General features: G+C 67.3%; 17 protein-coding genes. 9 read left to right on the top strand and 8 right to left on the bottom strand.

Going from position 1 to position 16,812, the window contains the following annotated elements:
• The first annotated feature begins 108 nt into the window (after positions 1-108).
• The gene (locus tag ABS767_RS08315) at positions 109-2,103 is read left to right on the top strand and encodes a sensor histidine kinase (protein ID WP_408077880.1); all 1,995 of its coding nucleotides are present in this window, start codon (positions 109-111) and stop codon (positions 2,101-2,103) included.
• 3 nt (positions 2,104-2,106) lie between these two features.
• Here ABS767_RS08315 and ABS767_RS08310 read toward each other — a convergent pair whose 3' ends face one another.
• Complete coding sequence (locus ABS767_RS08310; protein WP_408077879.1) at positions 2,107-2,952, bottom strand: ABC transporter permease; 846 nt, start codon at positions 2,950-2,952, stop codon at positions 2,107-2,109.
• A 62-nt stretch (positions 2,953-3,014) separates the two neighbouring features.
• On the opposite strand from ABS767_RS08310, the gene ABS767_RS08305 reads away from it, so the two are divergent.
• The 3 genes from ABS767_RS08305 to ABS767_RS08295 all read left to right on the top strand — a co-directional run bounded on the left by ABS767_RS08305 (position 3,015) and on the right by ABS767_RS08295 (position 5,629).
• On the top strand, positions 3,015-3,695 hold the full coding sequence (locus ABS767_RS08305; RefSeq protein WP_408077878.1) for a GcrA family cell cycle regulator: 681 nt from the start codon (positions 3,015-3,017) through the stop codon (positions 3,693-3,695).
• A gap of 69 nt (positions 3,696-3,764) precedes the next feature.
• A complete protein-coding gene (locus tag ABS767_RS08300; RefSeq protein ID WP_408077877.1) occupies positions 3,765-4,082 on the top strand; it encodes a hypothetical protein in 318 nt (105 codons plus the stop codon).
• A 20-nt stretch (positions 4,083-4,102) separates the two neighbouring features.
• Positions 4,103-5,629, top strand: coding sequence for a methyl-accepting chemotaxis protein (locus ABS767_RS08295; RefSeq protein ID WP_408077876.1), 1,527 nt, complete (start codon positions 4,103-4,105; stop codon positions 5,627-5,629).
• Positions 5,630-5,686: 57 nt separating this feature from the next.
• Here the strand turns inward: ABS767_RS08295 and ABS767_RS08290 are convergent, their stop codons facing one another.
• Entirely contained in the window at positions 5,687-6,514 is an 828-nt protein-coding gene (locus ABS767_RS08290; protein ID WP_408077875.1) for an outer membrane protein, read from the bottom strand.
• Between the two features lie 146 nt (positions 6,515-6,660).
• Between ABS767_RS08290 and parE the strand changes: the two genes are divergently transcribed.
• The 4 genes from parE to ABS767_RS08270 all read left to right on the top strand — a co-directional run bounded on the left by parE (position 6,661) and on the right by ABS767_RS08270 (position 11,152).
• On the top strand, positions 6,661-8,640 hold the full coding sequence (gene parE / locus ABS767_RS08285; RefSeq protein ID WP_408077874.1) for a DNA topoisomerase IV subunit B: 1,980 nt from the start codon (positions 6,661-6,663) through the stop codon (positions 8,638-8,640).
• 69 nt (positions 8,641-8,709) lie between these two features.
• Positions 8,710-9,243 (top strand): RNA polymerase sigma factor, encoded by a 534-nt coding sequence (locus ABS767_RS08280; RefSeq protein ID WP_408077873.1) that lies wholly within the window; start codon positions 8,710-8,712, stop codon positions 9,241-9,243.
• Positions 9,240-9,827, top strand: coding sequence for a hypothetical protein (locus ABS767_RS08275; protein ID WP_408077872.1), 588 nt, complete (start codon positions 9,240-9,242; stop codon positions 9,825-9,827). The genes ABS767_RS08280 and ABS767_RS08275 overlap by 4 nt, the downstream gene beginning before the upstream one ends.
• Before the next feature lie 17 nt (positions 9,828-9,844).
• On the top strand, positions 9,845-11,152 hold the full coding sequence (locus tag ABS767_RS08270; protein WP_408077871.1) for a serine hydrolase: 1,308 nt from the start codon (positions 9,845-9,847) through the stop codon (positions 11,150-11,152).
• Here the strand turns inward: ABS767_RS08270 and ABS767_RS08265 are convergent.
• The 6 genes from ABS767_RS08265 to ABS767_RS08240 are packed head-to-tail and all read right to left on the bottom strand — an operon-like array spanning position 11,106 to position 15,491.
• Positions 11,106-11,675 (bottom strand): GNAT family N-acetyltransferase, encoded by a 570-nt coding sequence (locus tag ABS767_RS08265; protein WP_408077870.1) that lies wholly within the window; start codon positions 11,673-11,675, stop codon positions 11,106-11,108. The two genes, ABS767_RS08270 and ABS767_RS08265, sit on opposite strands and share 47 nt — an antisense overlap.
• Positions 11,672-12,214 (bottom strand): GNAT family N-acetyltransferase, encoded by a 543-nt coding sequence (locus ABS767_RS08260; RefSeq protein WP_408077869.1) that lies wholly within the window; start codon positions 12,212-12,214, stop codon positions 11,672-11,674. Before ABS767_RS08260 ends, ABS767_RS08265 begins: the two co-directional genes overlap by 4 nt.
• A complete protein-coding gene (locus ABS767_RS08255) occupies positions 12,211-13,089 on the bottom strand; it encodes a hypothetical protein (protein ID WP_408077868.1) in 879 nt (292 codons plus the stop codon). Before ABS767_RS08255 ends, ABS767_RS08260 begins: the two co-directional genes overlap by 4 nt.
• Positions 13,089-13,883 carry a LysR family transcriptional regulator gene (locus ABS767_RS08250; protein WP_408077867.1) on the bottom strand — a complete coding sequence of 265 codons (795 nt, stop codon included), beginning with the start codon at positions 13,881-13,883 and terminating at the stop codon, positions 13,089-13,091. Before ABS767_RS08250 ends, ABS767_RS08255 begins: the two co-directional genes overlap by 1 nt.
• Positions 13,884-13,887: 4 nt before the next feature.
• Positions 13,888-14,286, bottom strand: coding sequence for a Co2+/Mg2+ efflux protein ApaG (gene apaG / locus ABS767_RS08245; RefSeq protein WP_408077866.1), 399 nt, complete (start codon positions 14,284-14,286; stop codon positions 13,888-13,890).
• Positions 14,283-15,491, bottom strand: a complete 1,209-nt coding sequence (locus ABS767_RS08240) for a trans-sulfuration enzyme family protein (protein ID WP_408077865.1) — start codon at positions 15,489-15,491, stop codon at positions 14,283-14,285. The genes apaG and ABS767_RS08240 overlap by 4 nt, the downstream gene beginning before the upstream one ends.
• Positions 15,492-15,573: 82 nt before the next feature.
• Here ABS767_RS08240 and ABS767_RS08235 point away from each other — a divergent pair, with 82 nt between their 5' ends.
• On the top strand, positions 15,574-16,812 hold the full coding sequence (locus ABS767_RS08235) for a glycosyltransferase family 39 protein (protein WP_408077864.1): 1,239 nt from the start codon (positions 15,574-15,576) through the stop codon (positions 16,810-16,812).

Raw genomic sequence — 16,812 nt, 5'->3', positions numbered from 1 at the left:
GGAGCGTCAACATCGCGGCTCGCGGCGCGGCTGAAAGCGGCCTCGGCGCGCGCGCTGCCCATGCAAACGCGTAATGACACCGGCCAATTTCCGGCCTAATCTGACCGCATGCATCCCGAGGTTCGATCGTATCCCGATGCGATGCGGGAGCGTGACGGGATGGAGTCAGGATGGATCGAGACATCGAAGGTGGCCGACGATAGGGCCGTGAAGCTGGCGACGGCCGGCGCGGCGCTCGCTGCGCTGATGCCCATCGCCGTATTGCTGGGATGGCTCGTCGACAGCCCGGTGCTGCGCGGCCTGGGCGATCCGGGCAGCGCGATTCATCCGGCGACCGCGCTGACCTTTCTGTCGCTGGCATCGGGATCGTTGCTGTTTCTGCGCGGCCATCCGCGCGTCGCGCGATGGCTTTACGGCATCGCGCTGGCCGCAATCGCCCTGCTGGTGGTCCAGCATCTGGTGGGGCTGCTGACGCTGGTGATCGACAACCTGCTCGGTACCGACGGCATGCAGTGGCTGCATGGCCGCCGCGTCACGCCGCTGGGGCCGCTGACGGTCCTGGTGCTGCTCACCGCCGCGCTGTTCGCCCAGGCATCGTCGCCACGCTGGCACCAACTGGCCTCTCCGCTGGCCAGTACCGCGCTCGCGGCACTCCTGCTCGTGCTGGCGTTCACGCTGAATGACGCACAGGCGAATGTCCGGTTCGTCGGAGTATCGACCACGGCGGGACTGCCCGTGTTCATCCTGGCGCTCGTGACCGTTCTGAGCGCCGGATCCCCGGTCGCCGGGCGGCGGTTCGCGACATCGCCGTGGCGCATTCTGGAGCGCATGGAGCCGTTGATCATCGTCGGCGCGATCTTCCCGTCGCTCGCCCTCGTTTCGCTGCGACCGGTTCTGGGCATGACCGACGCCGAGTTCCACTTCGTCATGGCGATGGGCAACCTGCTGGTGGTCGCTATGCTGCTGATCTTCGTGACCTATCGCGCCAACGAGCAGAACCGGGTCCTGGCAGAGCGCGAAGCCGGTCTCGACTCAATCCTTCAGACCGCGCCCGATGCGCTGATCGTGACGGACGAGGCGTTGAACATCCGCACGTACAGCCGGTCGGCGCGACTGTTGTGGGACTGCGAGGATCACGAGCTTCAGGGGCAATCGCTCGCCGCGCTGTTCTCGCGGCCGCTCGATGCGGTCGCGGATGCCCCGGGTGCCAGTGCCGCGCTTGCGCAGTTCACCACCGGCCTGCGTTCCGACGGAACGACCTTTCCCGCCGAGCTGCGGCTCGGGCTGGCCGAGCAGGACGGCGAGCGCGTGCGCATCGCATTCGTGCGCGACCTTTCCGAACGAATGGCGATGGAAGACCAGCTCAACGGGCTCAGCTTCCAGTTGATGCACCTCTCGCGCCAGAATGCGATGGGAGAACTGGCCGGCGACATCGCGCACGAGATCAACCAGCCGCTGACCGCCGCGACCAACTACGCCTCGACCGCAGCCTATCTGCTCGAACAGCGCGACGGCGACGCGAAGGTGCGTGAGTATCTCTCGGAAATCTCCGCCCAGCTGCTCCGCGCGGGCGGAATCATCAGACGATTGCGCGCATTCCTCGCAAATCGCGAGATCGAGCTGCGCCGCGAGCCGCTGACCGACGTCGTTCAGGATGCCGTGAAGCTGGTCAAGGTGGGCTCGCGGCGGGTGGCGGGGACGCTGGTTGTCACGCTCCCACCGGATCTGCCGCCGGTTTATGTCGATCGCATCCAGGTGCAGCAGGTGCTGGTCAACCTGCTGCGCAACGCGTTCGAATCGTGCGAACAGGCTGGGCGGGAGCCGGCGGTACGCATCGCCGCCCGTGCGCAGAGCGACCATCTGGTCGAGATCGAAGTCGTCGACAACGGCATCGGCCTGCCGATCGACTTCGCCGACCGGCTGGGCCAGCGCTTCTCTTCCACCAAGCCGGAAACGGGGCTGGGCATCGGCCTCAACATCTCGAAGCGGATCGTGGAGGCGCATGGCGGCACGCTGACCGCCGGCGACAACCCGGACGTCGGCGCCACATTCCGCTTTACGATCCCCGCTGCGGCCGGCCAGTCGGACAGCCCGCTATTCTGATCGTCAGCTCTTGATCTTCCACCCGGAGCGCAGGAGCCGGTAGCAGGCGAACGCCAGCACGATATCCAGCCCCAGGATCACCGCGCTGCCGATCAGGATCGGCGAATCCGCTACTCCCAGAAAGCCATAGCGGAAGCCGGAGATGATGTAGAAGAACGGGTTGGCATGGCTGATCGTCTGAAACGCCGGGGCGAGGCGATCGACCGAATAGAAGGTGCCAGACAGCAGCGCGAGCGGCGCGACCACGAAGTTGGTCACCGCCGCGGCGTGGTCGAACTTTTCGGCCCAGATCGATGTCAGCACCCCCATCAGCGCTAGGAACAGCGATCCCAGAAGCCCGAACCACAGAATCGCCCACAGGTGGTGCGGCGTCACGCTGACCCCGGGCCACAGCGCCATCGCCAGCCACACCGCGCCGCCCACGCAAAAGGCGCGGGTGACGGCGCCGGCGCAAAGCGCGGCCAGCAGCTCGCCGGTCGACAGCGGCGGCATGAGATAGTCGACGATGGTGCCCTGAATCTTTCCGACGAGCAGCGAGAAGCTGGCATTGGCAAAGGCGTTCTGCAGCATTCCCATCACGATCAGACCGGGCGCGATGAAATCGGCAAAGGGGATTCCCTGTCCGTCGAGCGTCACGGTGCGCCCGCCCCCGCCCAGCGCGACGGTGAACACGACCAGAAACAGCAAGGTCGTGACCGCCGGCGCCCAGATCGTCTGGAGCTGCACCTTGAAGAAACGGCGCACCTCCTTCACATAGAGGGTCCACAGTCCACCCCAATTGACGTTGCGGATTACCGGAACGCCGGGGCGGGCGATCATGGATTCGGACGGCGGGGACTGGTCGGCCATAGTCAGGCCGGGTAACCGCTGTCGCAACGCCCGGCAACGGGAAGATTCTTTAGGGACGACGAATGAGCTGGACGGACGAGCGGATCGAGACGCTGCGCAAGATGTGGGACAGCGGGCTGACCGCCACCCAGATTGCCGAGGAACTGGGCGGAGTCAGCCGCAATGCCGTGATCGGCAAGGCGCACCGGCTTGGCCTCGCCTCGCGCCCGTCGCCGGTGAAAGCCAATGCGGCCGAGGCGAAGCCCGCCCCGGTGGCACCGGCCGCCCCCGCCAGCGTCCCGGCCCCCGCGCCAAAGCCCGCCGCCGCGCCTCGCGCACCGGCCGCTGCTACGCCCCCCACGCCGGCGCCCGCGCCCGCGCCCGAATCGGACGAAGAGGACACGGCGCCCACCCCCCGTCCCGACGGCCCGGTGCTGCGTTCCGTCGGCCCCGGCGGCTTCATTCGCCAGAATCCGGGCGAGCAGGCGCCGCCGATCGCGCCCGCCCCGCCGCGTCGCCTGGTTCCGGCCAAGCCGAGCAAGGAGATCGAGGGCAAGACCTCGCTGCTCGACCTGAACGACCGCATCTGCAAGTGGCCGCTGGGCCATCCGGGCGAGCCGGACTTCCATTTCTGCGGGGACAAGGTGAATCCCGGCTTCCCCTATTGCGTCGAGCATTGCGGCCACGCCTATCAGGCGCAACTCCCGCGCCGCGACCGGCGCCCGCCGCCGCCGCTTCCCTATGGCGGCCCCCGTGTCCGCTAAAATCCGACGGGACTCACCCGCGCGCTAGGGTCAACGCTCTTTTAACCATGGCGCCGATATCGCGGTGGCGTGTTCGTTCCCGCCTCCCTGCTCCGGTTCGGTTCGGTTGCTGCCCAAGCCCTGCTCGTCCTTGGCGGGGCGGGCGTTCTTGCGCTCTATCCACCGCGTGAAGGTGCGCTGATCCTGTTCGCGCTCGACGGGCGCGATGCCGGACGGCTCGTACAACCCGCGATCGACGCTGGCGTGGAGATCGCCGGTCGCGGCCCGCTTGGGAACATGCTGATCGTGCGTGGCGAACGTCGCCGTCTCGCCCCGCTCGTCACCGGCGGCGTCCTGATTCTCGCAGCGCCCGCCATCTGGTGCGGCGCGGACCGCCAGCCGTCATGACCCCGCACGACCTTTCAGCCATGCAGAAACGCGGCGCCGCAGTGCTCGTCGCGGCCAGCTGGATCAACACGCTGGGCCTGATGCTGCTCACCTGGGCAGCCGGAAGCGACAAGGCGCTACCGCTCGCGGTCCTCGGCATCGGGGCGATGATCCTGCCCACGCTGATGGTGCGCCAGCGCCGGGTCGACCTGTCCGCTCGGCTGATCCTCGGCACGCTCGCCGCGGTCCAGCCGGCACTGATCGTCTATGCGCTGAGCGGCGATGCCTGGCAGATGGACGGGCATATGTATTTCTTCGTCGCGCTCGGCGCGCTGACGATCCTTTGCGACTGGCGCCCGATCGTCCTCGCCTCCGCGCTGATCGCGCTCCACCATCTGATCCTGCAATATGCCGCTCCCGCCTGGGTTTTTTCGGGCGCGGGCGATCTCGGCCGCGTGCTCTTCCACGCGATCGCAGTGGTGATGCAGGCGTCGGTGCTGATCTACCTGACCGTGACCCTGCGCGCGTTGCTCCAGCGCCAGAGCGACGCGCTCGATGCGAGCGACCGGGCGGCGGAGATCGCCGAGCAGCGCCGGGTCCAGGCTGAAAACGCGATGGCCGAGAGCGCCGCCGCAGCCCGCCGCGAGGCCGAAGCCCGTGCCGCACGCGAGGCGCTGGCGCGCGACGCCGAGGCTCAGCGCCGCGCGGCGGAGCAGGAGCGGCGCGAAGATCACCGCCAAATCGCAATCGCCTTTCAGGAAGCGATGGCAGGTATCGTCGCGTCGGTGGGAACCGCAGCAGCCGATCTCGAGCAGCTGTCCGCATCGCTCAACGGCGTCGCGCGGCGCGCGAGCCGCGAATCCGCCGACACCGCGTCGAGCGCCGTGCAGACGTCCGGCGCGACCGAGACTCTCTCCGCCCGCCTCCGCGAGCTGTCGACCTCGATCACCGCGATCGCCGCCAGCGCCGATCAGCAGGCGCGCCGCAGCGACGATGCCAGCAGTATTTCCGACGGTGGACGCGGCGCCGTCGCGGCGCTGACCGAGCGATCGGACACGATCACCGGGTTCGCCGATTCGATCCATGAGATCGCGACCCGCACCAATCTCCTCGCGCTCAACGCGACGATCGAAGCGTCGCGCGCAGGCGATGCCGGTCGCGGATTCGCGGTGGTCGCAAACGAGGTGAAGCAGTTGGCGGGAGAGGCCGCCCGCGCGACCGGCGAAATCCGGCTGCTCGCCGATTCGATGCACGGTGGCGCGGAGGTGGCGCAGGACGCACTCAGCGAGATCACCGCGATGGTGGGCGATCTCGCCACCGCTGCCGAGGCGATTCGCGCCTCCGTCGACGCGCAGCGCGAAACCGTCGGGGCGATCGACCGATCCGCGCGCGAGGCCGCGACCGGCGCCGCCTTCATGGCCGAGCGGGTGCGGGGCGTCGCGACCATGGCGGGAGAGACCGAACACTTGTCCGATCGCGTCGCCGTCGCGGCAAGCGCATTGACCGAGACCGCGCGCGCGCTCGACGAGTCGACCAGGCGCTTCCTGCAACGGATCGAGGCGGCATAGAAAACGGGCGGCGGATCGCTCCGCCGCCCGCACCCCCGGGTGGCCCGGGATTCAGGTTCAGAAGCGGAACGCCGCGGTCGCGCGCAGCGAGTGGAAATCGAAGCGATCGGTGCTGCGACGGAAATCGGCGCCGCCCGCCAGCACGAACGGGTTGGTTGCGCCCGCCGTGCCCTGACCGACCGCGACGCGCGAGTCATCGTCGTCATAGCGGCTGTAGAGATATTCGAGGCCGACCGAGAAGTTGCGGCCGAGCTTCTGCTCGATGCCGCCACCGGCCTGCCAGCCCCAGGCCTCATCGTCGCCGGTGACCGCGAAGCTGTTCGCACCGTTGCTGGTGCTGAAGCTGTGGTCGATCTTGGCATAGGCGCCGCCGCCGGTCGCGTAGAACAGCGTGCTCTCACCCGCAACATAGCCGGCGCGCAGGCGCAGCGCGCCGTTCCAGTCGAGTTCGCGCGTCATCGTGTAATAGGCCGGGGTGGTGCTGAACGCGGTCACGCTGTCGCGCACCTCGCTCTTGCCGAACTCGGCGACCGCACCGACCACGATCTTGCCCATCTGCTTGTCGAAGCCGATGCGGCCATAATATTCGATGTCGTCCTTGTCGTTGGTGCAGGCAACATTGGCGTTGCCGGTTGCCGCGCCGTTGCAGAAGCCGGGCGAAAACGCGTCTGCGCCGGCGGCGGTGGTGATCGTGTCGCCGAACGTGCCGTTCTGGCCCGCGTCGAAATCGATCCGCTCGCCGACATCGTTGTTCTGAACGGTGTAGCCCACCGAACCGCCGACATAGAAGCCCTCGAACTGGGCTTCGCCGTCCTGCGCCATGGCGGGGGCGGCAACGATGGTCAGGGCGGCCGCAGTGGCCCCCAACAGGGTACGCATACGCATTTACAGGATACTCCGATTGAACTTGCGAGGGGCACAACGAGGCGCGCCGTGGTTCTTTCCCTCGCCATTCCGAATTTCCTGACACATGTTGCCTTGCAGCAACACCCGCGCTTGCCCCGCCCCGCTCCGGGCACTAGCCAGAACAAATGTCGTCCGATCTCTTCCAGTCCGGTTCCGCCACCCCTTCCAACAGCTATGACGCAGCCTCGATCGAGGTGCTGGAGGGGCTCGAGCCGGTCCGCCGCCGGCCCGGCATGTATATCGGGGGCACCGACGAACGCGCGCTGCACCATCTTGCCGCCGAAATCCTCGACAATGCGATGGACGAAGCGGTGGCGGGCCATGCCAGCCGCATCGAATTGACGCTGGAGGTCGGCAATCGCCTCACCGTCGTCGACAACGGTCGCGGCATCCCGACCGATCCGCATCCCAAATTCCCCGACAAGTCGGCGCTGGAGGTGATCTTCTCCACGCTCCACGCGGGCGGCAAATTCTCGGGCAAGGCTTATGCAACGTCTGGCGGGTTGCACGGCGTGGGCAGCAGCGTGGTCAATGCGCTGTCGGTCGACATGGTGGTGGAGGTAGCGCGCGACCGTCAGCTCTATCGCCAGCGTTTCAGCCAGGGGCAGACGCTCGGCCCGATCGAGGCCGTCGGTGCGGCGCCCAACCGGCGCGGGACCAGCGTCGCGTTCACCCCCGACACCGAGATTTTCGGCGACATGCACTTCAAGCCCGCGCGGCTGTACAAGCTGGCGCGGTCGAAAGCCTATCTCTTCGCGGGCGTCGAAATCCGCTGGAAGTGCGATCCGTCGCTGATCACCGACGATACCCCGGCCGAGGCGATGTTCCAGTTCCCCGGCGGACTTGCCGACCACCTCAAGGAACAGCTCGGCACGCGCGAGGGCGCGACCGCCGAATTCTTTTCGGGGCAGCAGGATTTTCCGGACGGTGCCGGGCGCGTCGAATGGGCGGTGGCCTGGCCGCTATGGAGCGACGGCAGCTACAGCTGGTACTGCAACACGATTCCGACCCCCGATGGCGGCACGCACGAGCAGGGACTGCGCCAGGCGCTGGTGCGCGGGATCCGCGCGTTCGGCGACCTGGTCGGGCAGAAAAAGGCCAAGGACATCACCGCCGACGACATCATGGTCGGCAGCGAACTGATGCTGAGCGTCTTCATCCGCGATCCGCAATTCCAGTCGCAGACCAAGGATCGGCTGACCTCGCCCGAGGCGACGGCGCTGGTCGAAAAGGCGGTGCGCGACCATTTCGACCATTTCCTCACCGACAAGATGGAGCGTGGCAAGGCGCTGCTCGGCTATGTGCTCGAGCGGATGGACGACCGGCTGCGGCGCAAGCAGGAGCGCGAGGTCAAGCGCAAGACCGCGACCAGCGGCCGCAAGCTGCGCCTGCCGGGCAAGCTCACCGACTGCTCCGCCGACGATCCTGCGGGTACCGAACTGTTCATCGTCGAAGGCGACAGCGCGGGCGGCAGCGCCAAGCAGGCACGCGACCGCAAGACGCAGGCGATCCTGCCAATCCGTGGCAAGATCCTGAACGTCGCATCCGCGACATCGGCCAAGATTCTCGCGAACCAGGAGATTGCGGACCTGATTCAGGCGCTGGGCTGCGGCACGCGCAAGGACTGCGTGCCCGACAATCTGCGCTATGAGCGGATCGTCATTATGACCGACGCCGATGTCGATGGCGCGCATATCGCCACGCTGCTGATGACCTTCTTCTTCCAGGAAATGCCCGACATCGTCCGGCGCGGACACCTCTATCTCGCCCAGCCTCCGCTCTACCGCCTGACCGCGGGGGCGAAGAGCCTCTATGCCCGCGACGACGCGCATCGCGCGGAGATCGAGGCGGGTCCGTTCAAGGGCCGCAAGGTCGAGGTGTCGCGCTTCAAGGGCCTGGGCGAGATGAACCCGTCCCAGCTGCGCGAAACGACGATGGACCCGAAGACGCGCGGCATGCTGCGCATCACCCTGCCGCAGGAATATGAGCAACGCGCGGAGGTGAAGGATCTGGTCGACCGGCTGATGGGGACCAACCCGGCGCATCGCTTCGCATTCATCCAGGAAAACGCCGCGCGGCTCGACGAGGAAGCGATCGACGCCTGACCCGGGAGTTTTTTCGCATCCCGGTGTAAGATGCCCGCGTCGCCCGCGACTAAAGGGGGCATGGACGCGATGACCGCCCCGAATGAACAGACCGCCAAGGCGCAGGACCGGCTCTATGCCGAAGCCTGCAGCGGCCATGCTCCCGCGATCGCCCGGCTCGCCCGCGCGATCGAGCGCGACGGCGACCGCGCCCGCGATCTCGAACAGGATATCCATCTCGCGCTATGGCGCAGCCTCGCCGGATTTGACGGGCGCTGCGCGCTCGGTACCTGGGTCTATCGCGTGGCGCACAACGTCGCCGCGACCCATGCGGCACGCGGCGCCCGGTCGGCACGGCTGGTAACGCTGGAGGAAGCAGGCGATCTGCCAACCAACGCCAATCCGGAAGTCGAGGCGGGCGAGGTGCAGACGCTGACGCGGATCCGCGCTCTGATCATGACCCTCGAACCCGCCGACCGCAGCGTCATGCTGCTCTATCTCGAAGGGCTGGAGGCCCGCGTCATCGCGGAGATCACCGGCCTGTCCTCCACCAATGTCGCGGTGAAGGTGCATCGCATCAAGGCCATGCTCACCCGCCATTTCGCCCAGGGAGACCCCGCATGAGCGATCCCTTCATCACCTTGTGGACTGCGCAGGAGCGCGACGCTCGCGGCCTGTCGCACGACGAACTCGCTCGCCGATCCCGGCTGTTGCAGCGGCGCGTGCTGCGGCGCGACCTGATCGAATATGCCGCCGGGTTGCTGGTCATCTTCATCTTCGGTCGCTTCGCGCTCGACGCGCAGGCATGGCCGATGCGCGTCGCATGTATCGTCACGATTGTGGGAACCTGCGCGGTGATGTGGAACCTGTGGCGCCGCCGCCCGCACGACGACCCCGCCGCGCTGGCCCGTGATGCCCATGGCTATCTACGCAGCCAGTTGGTCGAGCAGCGCGACGCGCTGGCGAGTGTCGCCCGCTGGTATCTCGGCCCGTTCATGCCTGGCATGACGTTGTTCGTGGGGGCGATGGTCCATGAAAGCGCGCAACGCATGCCGCTCGCCGCTGCACTCGTCATTGGCGCGATCGGTGCTGGCGTGATCGCCGCCACCTTCTGGATGGTGCTCGGCCTGAACCGTCGTGCCGCCCGGTCGCTCGACCAGCAAATCGCCGCGCTCGACGCCGGGCGCGATCCCAACCAACCCGAATGACCTCCGAAAGGACGACCATGCGCATCAAGCTCCTCGCCCTCTGCCTGCTGGCCACGCCCATCGCGCCGGCGATCGCCCAGACACCCTCCTCGACCGCCACGCCCGCGACGGTGCAACCTTCGCCGGCGCTGACCCAGCGGATCGCGGACTTGCCCGCAATCGTCGCGGCGAAGGGTGATTTCGACGCCTATTTCGCATCAAGCTTCAGAGCGCAGATCCCCAAGGACAAGTTCGATGCGATCGGCCCGCAGATCGTCGCCCAATATGGCGCGATCGGAGCGGTGGAGAAGGTCACGGTAACCTCCCCGCATGAAGCGACCGTTCTGCTCGGCTTCGAGCGCGGTATCGCCACGATCCAGCTGACGATCGATCCCGCGCCGCCCCATGCGGTGACCGGACTGCTCATCGCGCGCATCGAACCGCGCGAAGACAATGCGCAAAAGGTGCAGGCGGATTTCCGGGCGCTGCCCGGAAGCACCGCGTTCGGAGTCTATGCCCTGGGCCGGGGGATAACGCCGCGGTTCGAACATGGCGGCGGCCAGGCAATGCCGCTCGGCTCGACCTTCAAGCTGTGGGTGCTCGCCGAAGCGGCGCGGCAGGTCCAGGCGGGCGAGCGTCGGTGGGACGACGTGGCACGGATCGACGGGCAGCGCTCGCTGCCCTCGGGCATCACCCAGAGCTGGCCGATGGACGCGCCGGTGACGCTGCAGACGCTAGCGACGCTGATGATCTCGCTCAGCGACAATACAGCGACCGACACGCTGATGCGGACGCTGGGTCGCGACAAGGTCGACGCGATGGTGGCGCGCGGCGGGGCGCGCGACCCGGGCGCGACGCTGCCCGTGCTGACGACGATGGAGGCGTTCCGGCTCAAGACCCCCGGCAATGCCCGGCTGGCGGCGCAATGGAAATCGGTGGGCCCCGACGCGCGGCGCAAGCTTCTGGCCGACCACAAGACGCAGATCGCCGAAACAAGGATCGATGCCGCGCTGTTCGGGGAAAAGCCGCTTGCGCTCGACGTCGAATGGTTCGCCACGCCGCGCGATCAGGCGGCGCTGCTCGACTGGCTGCGCACGCAGGGCGGCGATACCGCGCTGCAGATCATGGCGGCCAATCCGGGCACGCCGAGCGCTGCCTTGTTCGACTATGCCGGGTTCAAGGGCGGGTCGGAAACCGGCGTGATCTATGGCAGCTGGCTGCTCAAGACCAGGAAGGGCAACTGGTACGCGGTCACCGGCGGGTGGACGCGCACCGATGCCGGTGTTCAGCAGACGGCCTTCATGAACCTGATGAACCGTCTGATCGCCCAACTGGCCGCGCAGTAAGCCATTCGTCGCGCAACAAGCCGTAAATAACGCTGTCGCGCACCCCGATATGAGTTTCCCACGCACCGCGCAGAAGCCCCTCCCTCCTGAAGCCCAGCCGTTCGACCAGTGAGCACGATGCACTGTTGTCGGGATCGATGTCGGCGAACACGCGCCGCTGTCCCTCGTCCCGGAAGAGCAGGTCGAGAACCCGCGCCACCGCTTCGCTCGCGATGCCCGATCCCCAATGGTCGCGCGCGAGAATATAGCCGATCTCGTTCACCCCGGGGCGACGACGGATCACCGTCACCCACCCGATCGCCGGGCTTCCGTCGCAAAGGGTGATCGCCCAGCTGCGCATCGCTTCCGGATCGGGCGTATAGGTCAGATAGGCGCGGGTCTCGGCAACGTCGCGATGTGCCGCGCTGGACCACCACGTCATCAAGGCGTCATCGGACAGCACCGGGAACATTGCCGACGCATCGTCCGGCCCGATCCCGCGCAGCCGAAGCCGCGCGGTTTCGAGGATCGGCAGCGCGCTCACGGCTGGTTTCGCTTTCGATCAAGCCACTCTTCGCTCAACAGGCCGTAGATGGTGGTGTCGCGGACACCGATATGGGTCTTCCATTCGGCGCGAAGATACCCTTCCTGTTTGAAGCCGAGCCGTTCGAGCAGCCCGCGCGAGGGCGCATTGTCGGGGTCCGTGTCCGCGAACACCTTGCGCTGCCCCTCGGCGAAGATGCGGTCGCTCACCGCCTCGCGCGCGATCCCGCTGCCCCAATGCGCGCGCGCCAGAAAATAGCCGAGCTCGGTCACGTCGCCCTGCCGCTTCTCGCCTGCCGCGACTATGCCGATCGCAGTATCATCGCCGCGCAGCGTCACCGCCCAGGCGCGCCAGTCGGAGGCATGACGACGGAAATCTGCGCGAGTATCCTCCACGCTCCGATGTGGGGCACCAGACCAGTAGGTCATCAGGTCGGGATCGGCAAAGCTCGGGAACATCGCCTCGGCGTCCTCGACCCGGCGGGGCCGCAGGATCAGCCGGAGCGTTTCCAGCACCACCGTCTCGCGGAGGGTGGTCACCGTTCGGCCAGCTCCTTCCGGAGCTCCGCAATCGTCCCCGCGAGTTCTGGCCGCGCGCAATATTGCACCTCGAACGGCGTCAGCGCCGGCGGCTCCGGCTCGTCATACTTTGCGGCATAGGCGCGAGCGAGGCAACGATAGGCAGCCTGCTCGTTGCGCATCATGTCGATCGGCGCGCGCGTCGGGTCGGCACGGGCGATCGGCGCGGCCAGCGCATCGAGATAGCTGGTCCAGCCCTCGCGATACTCTTTGGCATCCTCTGTATCGCCACCCGCATCAGATGCGATCACGATGCTCGCGCGCAGCGCCTCCGCCTCGTCGAACCGGCCCAGTTCGCGCAGGGCATTTGCGGCCCGCGCGCGCAGGGCGATCGATTCGAAATCGCCGGGGTCGGCGGGACGGGCCTTGGCCAGACCGACGAACTCTTCATTGTAGCGCGCCGCCCGCGCGGCGGCCGGGGGCCCCGCATTCTTCGCCTCCCAGCTAGCGGAAAGCAGCAGCCAGTCGGGACCGACATCGCCGAGCATGCGGGCGGTATGGAAGGCGAGGTAATAGGGCGTTTCCCCCGAGGCGCGCAGCCCGCGATAGGTTTCGCCCTCGATATAGGCCGCGAGCTTCGCCACTTCTTCCGGCGTGAAATCGCGGAACATGACCAGCCCGTTGCCCGGGCATAGCGGTAGCGCGATGGGGAACAGACCCGACCCGATCGGCATGCCGTCCGGCAACGCATCCCAGGTCGATATGCTGCCGAGTTGCTGGAATTTGAATTTCTGACCACCGACGGGACAAGTCTTCTCGACGGTGGAATAGGTGCTGGCCAATACCGGGACAGCCAAGGCGACCGCGAGGGCGGCGAGCCATGGCCAGCGCGCCATCACGCCTCGCCCAGCGCCTCGACCAGCGCCTTCACCTTTTTCTGCCGCCATTGCGGCAGCGGAGCGACCATCCAATAGCCGAGCCGCGACGCGATCGGATCGCCGATTACCGCGACGCGTCCCGCCTCGATATCCCCGCGCGCGAGCAGTTCGGGGATGGTGGCGCGGCCGAGACCTTCGGCGGCGGCATCGAGCGCGAGGCCGGCGTCGCCGACACGGACCAGAGCGACGCCATCCTCCGATACGCAACCGGGCCAGCCGATTGGCGTGTCCGCACGTGCCCCCGGCTTTGCGACGGTCACCATGCCGTCACTCTCGAGCGCCTCGCCCTCATGCTCGCCGGGCCCCTCGCCCCAGCGGATCGCGAGGTCGAGATTGGCCTCAGTGAAGTCGATCGCCTCATCCGCCGCGATCAGCACGAAGCGCAGTTCCGGGTCCTCGCGTGCAATCTCCGCGAGGCGCGGCATCAGCCATTTTTCGGTGAGGTCACGCGGCGCGGCGATGGTCAGAGATTTGCTCGACTGCCCGGCCTGCATCGCCCGCACCGATTCCTCGAACTGCAGGAAGCCCGCGCGCAGCGCGGCGAGACCCGCCTCCGCCTCCGGCGTCAATTCCAGCCCCTTGGTCGTGCGACGGAACAGCACCACACCCAGCGTATCCTCGAGCGCGCGGATCTGCTGGCCGACCGCCGCCGGGGTTACCGCCAGTTCGTCCGCCGCACGGGTGAAGGAGAGATGCCGCGCCGCCGCGTCGAGGACGCGCATGCCGTTGAGGGGAAGATGGGTACGCTTCATGGCTTTACTCCGCCACCGCCGGCGCGCGCAGCGTAAACCGGGGGATCGCCACCTCGAAGTCGCGCCCGTCGGCACCGACCATCAGATAGCTTCCCTCCATCCAGCCGGTGGGCGTAGTCAGCGGACAGCCGGAGACATAGTCGTAGCTCGATCCCGGCGCGATCATCGGCTGTTCGCCGACCACGCCCTCCCCCTCGACGACGTGCTGGTGGCCACGGCCGTCGGTGATCGTCCAGCGGCGCGTGAGCAGCTGCACCGCCTGGTGCGACCCGTTCTCGATCCGGATATGATAGGCCCAGAACCAGCGGCCGCGATCGGGTTCGGACTGTTCGGACAGATAGCTCACCGACACGCGCACGGTGATGTCGCGCGTGACCGCCTCCTGCCCGAACAGCGCCTTCACAGCCCGACCGCCCGGAGCGCCTGATCGAGATCGTCCATCAGGTCGGCGGGATCCTCGAGCCCGATATTGATCCGCAGCATCCCCTCGCGCACGCCCATGATCTCGCGCTGGTCTTCGGCAACGCCGCTGTGGGTGGTGGAGGCGGGATGGGTCATCAGCGACCGTGAATCGCCGATATTGTTCGAAATGTCGATGAGGCCCAGCGCATCGAGCAGGCCGTGCGCCTGTTTGCGGCCGCCATCCAGTTCGATCGAGAAGATCGGCCCCGCCGCATCCATCTGGCGCATCGCCAGATTGTGCTGCGGATGGCTGGGCAGTCCGGGATAGTTCACGGTCGGTACGCGTCCCTCTAGGAAGTGCGCGACTTTCACCGCATTCTCGCTCTGCCGCCGAATGCGCAGGTCGAGCGTCTCCAACCCCTTGAGCACCACCCAGGCGTTGAACGCGCTGAGCGTCGGGCCGGTGTTGCGGTGGAACGGGAGCAGCGTGTTGGTTATGAACTCCTCGCTGCCGCAGATCGCGCCGGCGAGCACGCGGCCCTGCCCGTCCATCATCTTGGTCGCGCTATAGGCGACGACATCGGCGCCGAACGCCATCGGCCGCTGCAGCGCCGGGGTGGCGAAGGCATTGTCGACAACGGTGGTGATACCGCGGTCGCGTGCGATGTCGCACACGGCCTGGAGGTCGACCACGTCCATCGTGGGATTGGCCGGGGTCTCGAAGAAGAACACCTTGGTATTCGGGCGGATCGCATCGACGAACTGCTGCGGATCGCGCGCATCGACCACAGTAGTCTCGATCCCGAAGCGCGGCATCAGCGTGTCGGTGAGCCAGCGGCACGATCCGAAGGCGGCGCGGCCGCCGACCATATGGCCCCCCGTCGACAGCTGGCACAGCAGGGCAGCGGTCATCGCCGCCATGCCCGATGCGGTGGCGCGGCACGCCTCTGCACCTTCGAGCAGCGCGATGCGCTGTTCGAGCATCTCGACCGTCGGGTTCTGCAACCGCGAATAGGTCATGCCCGCCTGCTCACCCGCGAAGCGCGCGGCGGCATCGCCCGCGCAGTCATAGGCATAGCCGGAGGTGAGGAACAGCGCCTCGCTCGTCTCGCCCCATTCGCTGCGCGCGGTGCCCCCGCGCACGGCGAGCGTGGCGGGCTTCCAGTGCTTGGTGATCTCGCGATCCTGTCCGGTACGACGCTTCATGGCGATGCTCCTAAGCGCGGTTGGCGCGCGTGCCAAGCGGGACGGATGACGCGGGCGCCAAGCTCAGCTATCGAACGCCGCGATGCTCGACCGTCTCGAACAGCGCCCCGCCCTGCTTGCCCTGCTGATCGCGGTCGTCGCGCAGGCTCTGTTCACCATCGGGGTCGAGCGGCCCAGCATCCTGCTGTTCGACGAGGTACACTACGTTACCGCGGCGCGGGTGCTGCTCGACTTCTCACACATCACCAATCCCGAACACCCGATGCTGGGCAAGTCGCTGATCGCGCTGGGCATCCATCTCTTCGGCGACAATGCCATCGGCTGGCGTGCCTTCTCGACACTGTTCGGTACCGCGACGATCGTGGGGGTCTATGCCTTCACATTGCTGCTGGCCCGCGCCACGCGGCCGGCGCTGTTCGCGGCGATCTTCGCGCTGCTCGGCCAGATGGTGTTCGTGCAGGCGCGGATCGGGATGCTCGACATATTCATGGGCGGATTCCTCGTCTGGGCGGGGGTCGCCTTCCTCGCCGCGATGCGCGCCGACTCGCGGCGAGTGTGGGTCTGGTGGACGGCCAGCGCGATGCTGTTCGGCGCGGCCGTGGGGGTGAAATGGGCGGCCGTGCCCTATGTCGCGTTCACCGGATTGGCGTTCCTGTGGCTGCGGCATCGCGACCCGGGACGCTTCGGGGGTATGCACGGGCTGCCCGCGCTGGCAGTAATGGGCGTGGTCAGCATCGCCACCTATTTCGCGACCTTCGCCCCCGCCTTCTTCGACGAAACCGGGCCGATGACGCTGGAACGGCTGATCCCGTTCCAGCTAGAGATGTGGGCGCTGCAGACGCAGGTGCTGGCGCCCCACAACTACCAGTCGAGCTGGTGGACCTGGCCGTTGATGCTGCGCCCGATCTGGTATTTCTACGAGCCCGATCAGGGGGCAATGCGCGGCGTATTGCTGATCGGCAACCCGGCGATCTTGTGGACTGGGCTGGTCGCGGTCGCGGCCTGCTGGTGGGCGGGGTTGCGCCAGAAGGCGGGGGTGCCGCTGGCGGCGGCGATGCTATGGACCTTCTCGATCGGCATCTGGGCGATCATCCCCAAGTCGCTTGGGTTCTTCTATTATTACTATCTGCCGAGCATCATTCTGTGCGTGGTTCTGGCGGTCGCGCTCCACCATTGGCGCGATGCGCTCAAGCGGCGCGACGAGTGGCTGCTGATCCCGGCGGTCGGCGCGTTCGCTTATTTCTACCCGATCCTGTCGGCACAAGCGCTGAGCAGCGAGCGTGCGTTCACGCGGTGGATGTGGTTGCCCGGCTGGGCGTGA

It is taken from the genome of Sphingomonas plantiphila (genome assembly GCF_046000505.1).
Taxonomy (GTDB): domain Bacteria; phylum Pseudomonadota; class Alphaproteobacteria; order Sphingomonadales; family Sphingomonadaceae; genus Sphingomonas; species Sphingomonas plantiphila.
This window is presented reverse-complemented; position numbering and strand designations above follow the sequence as displayed.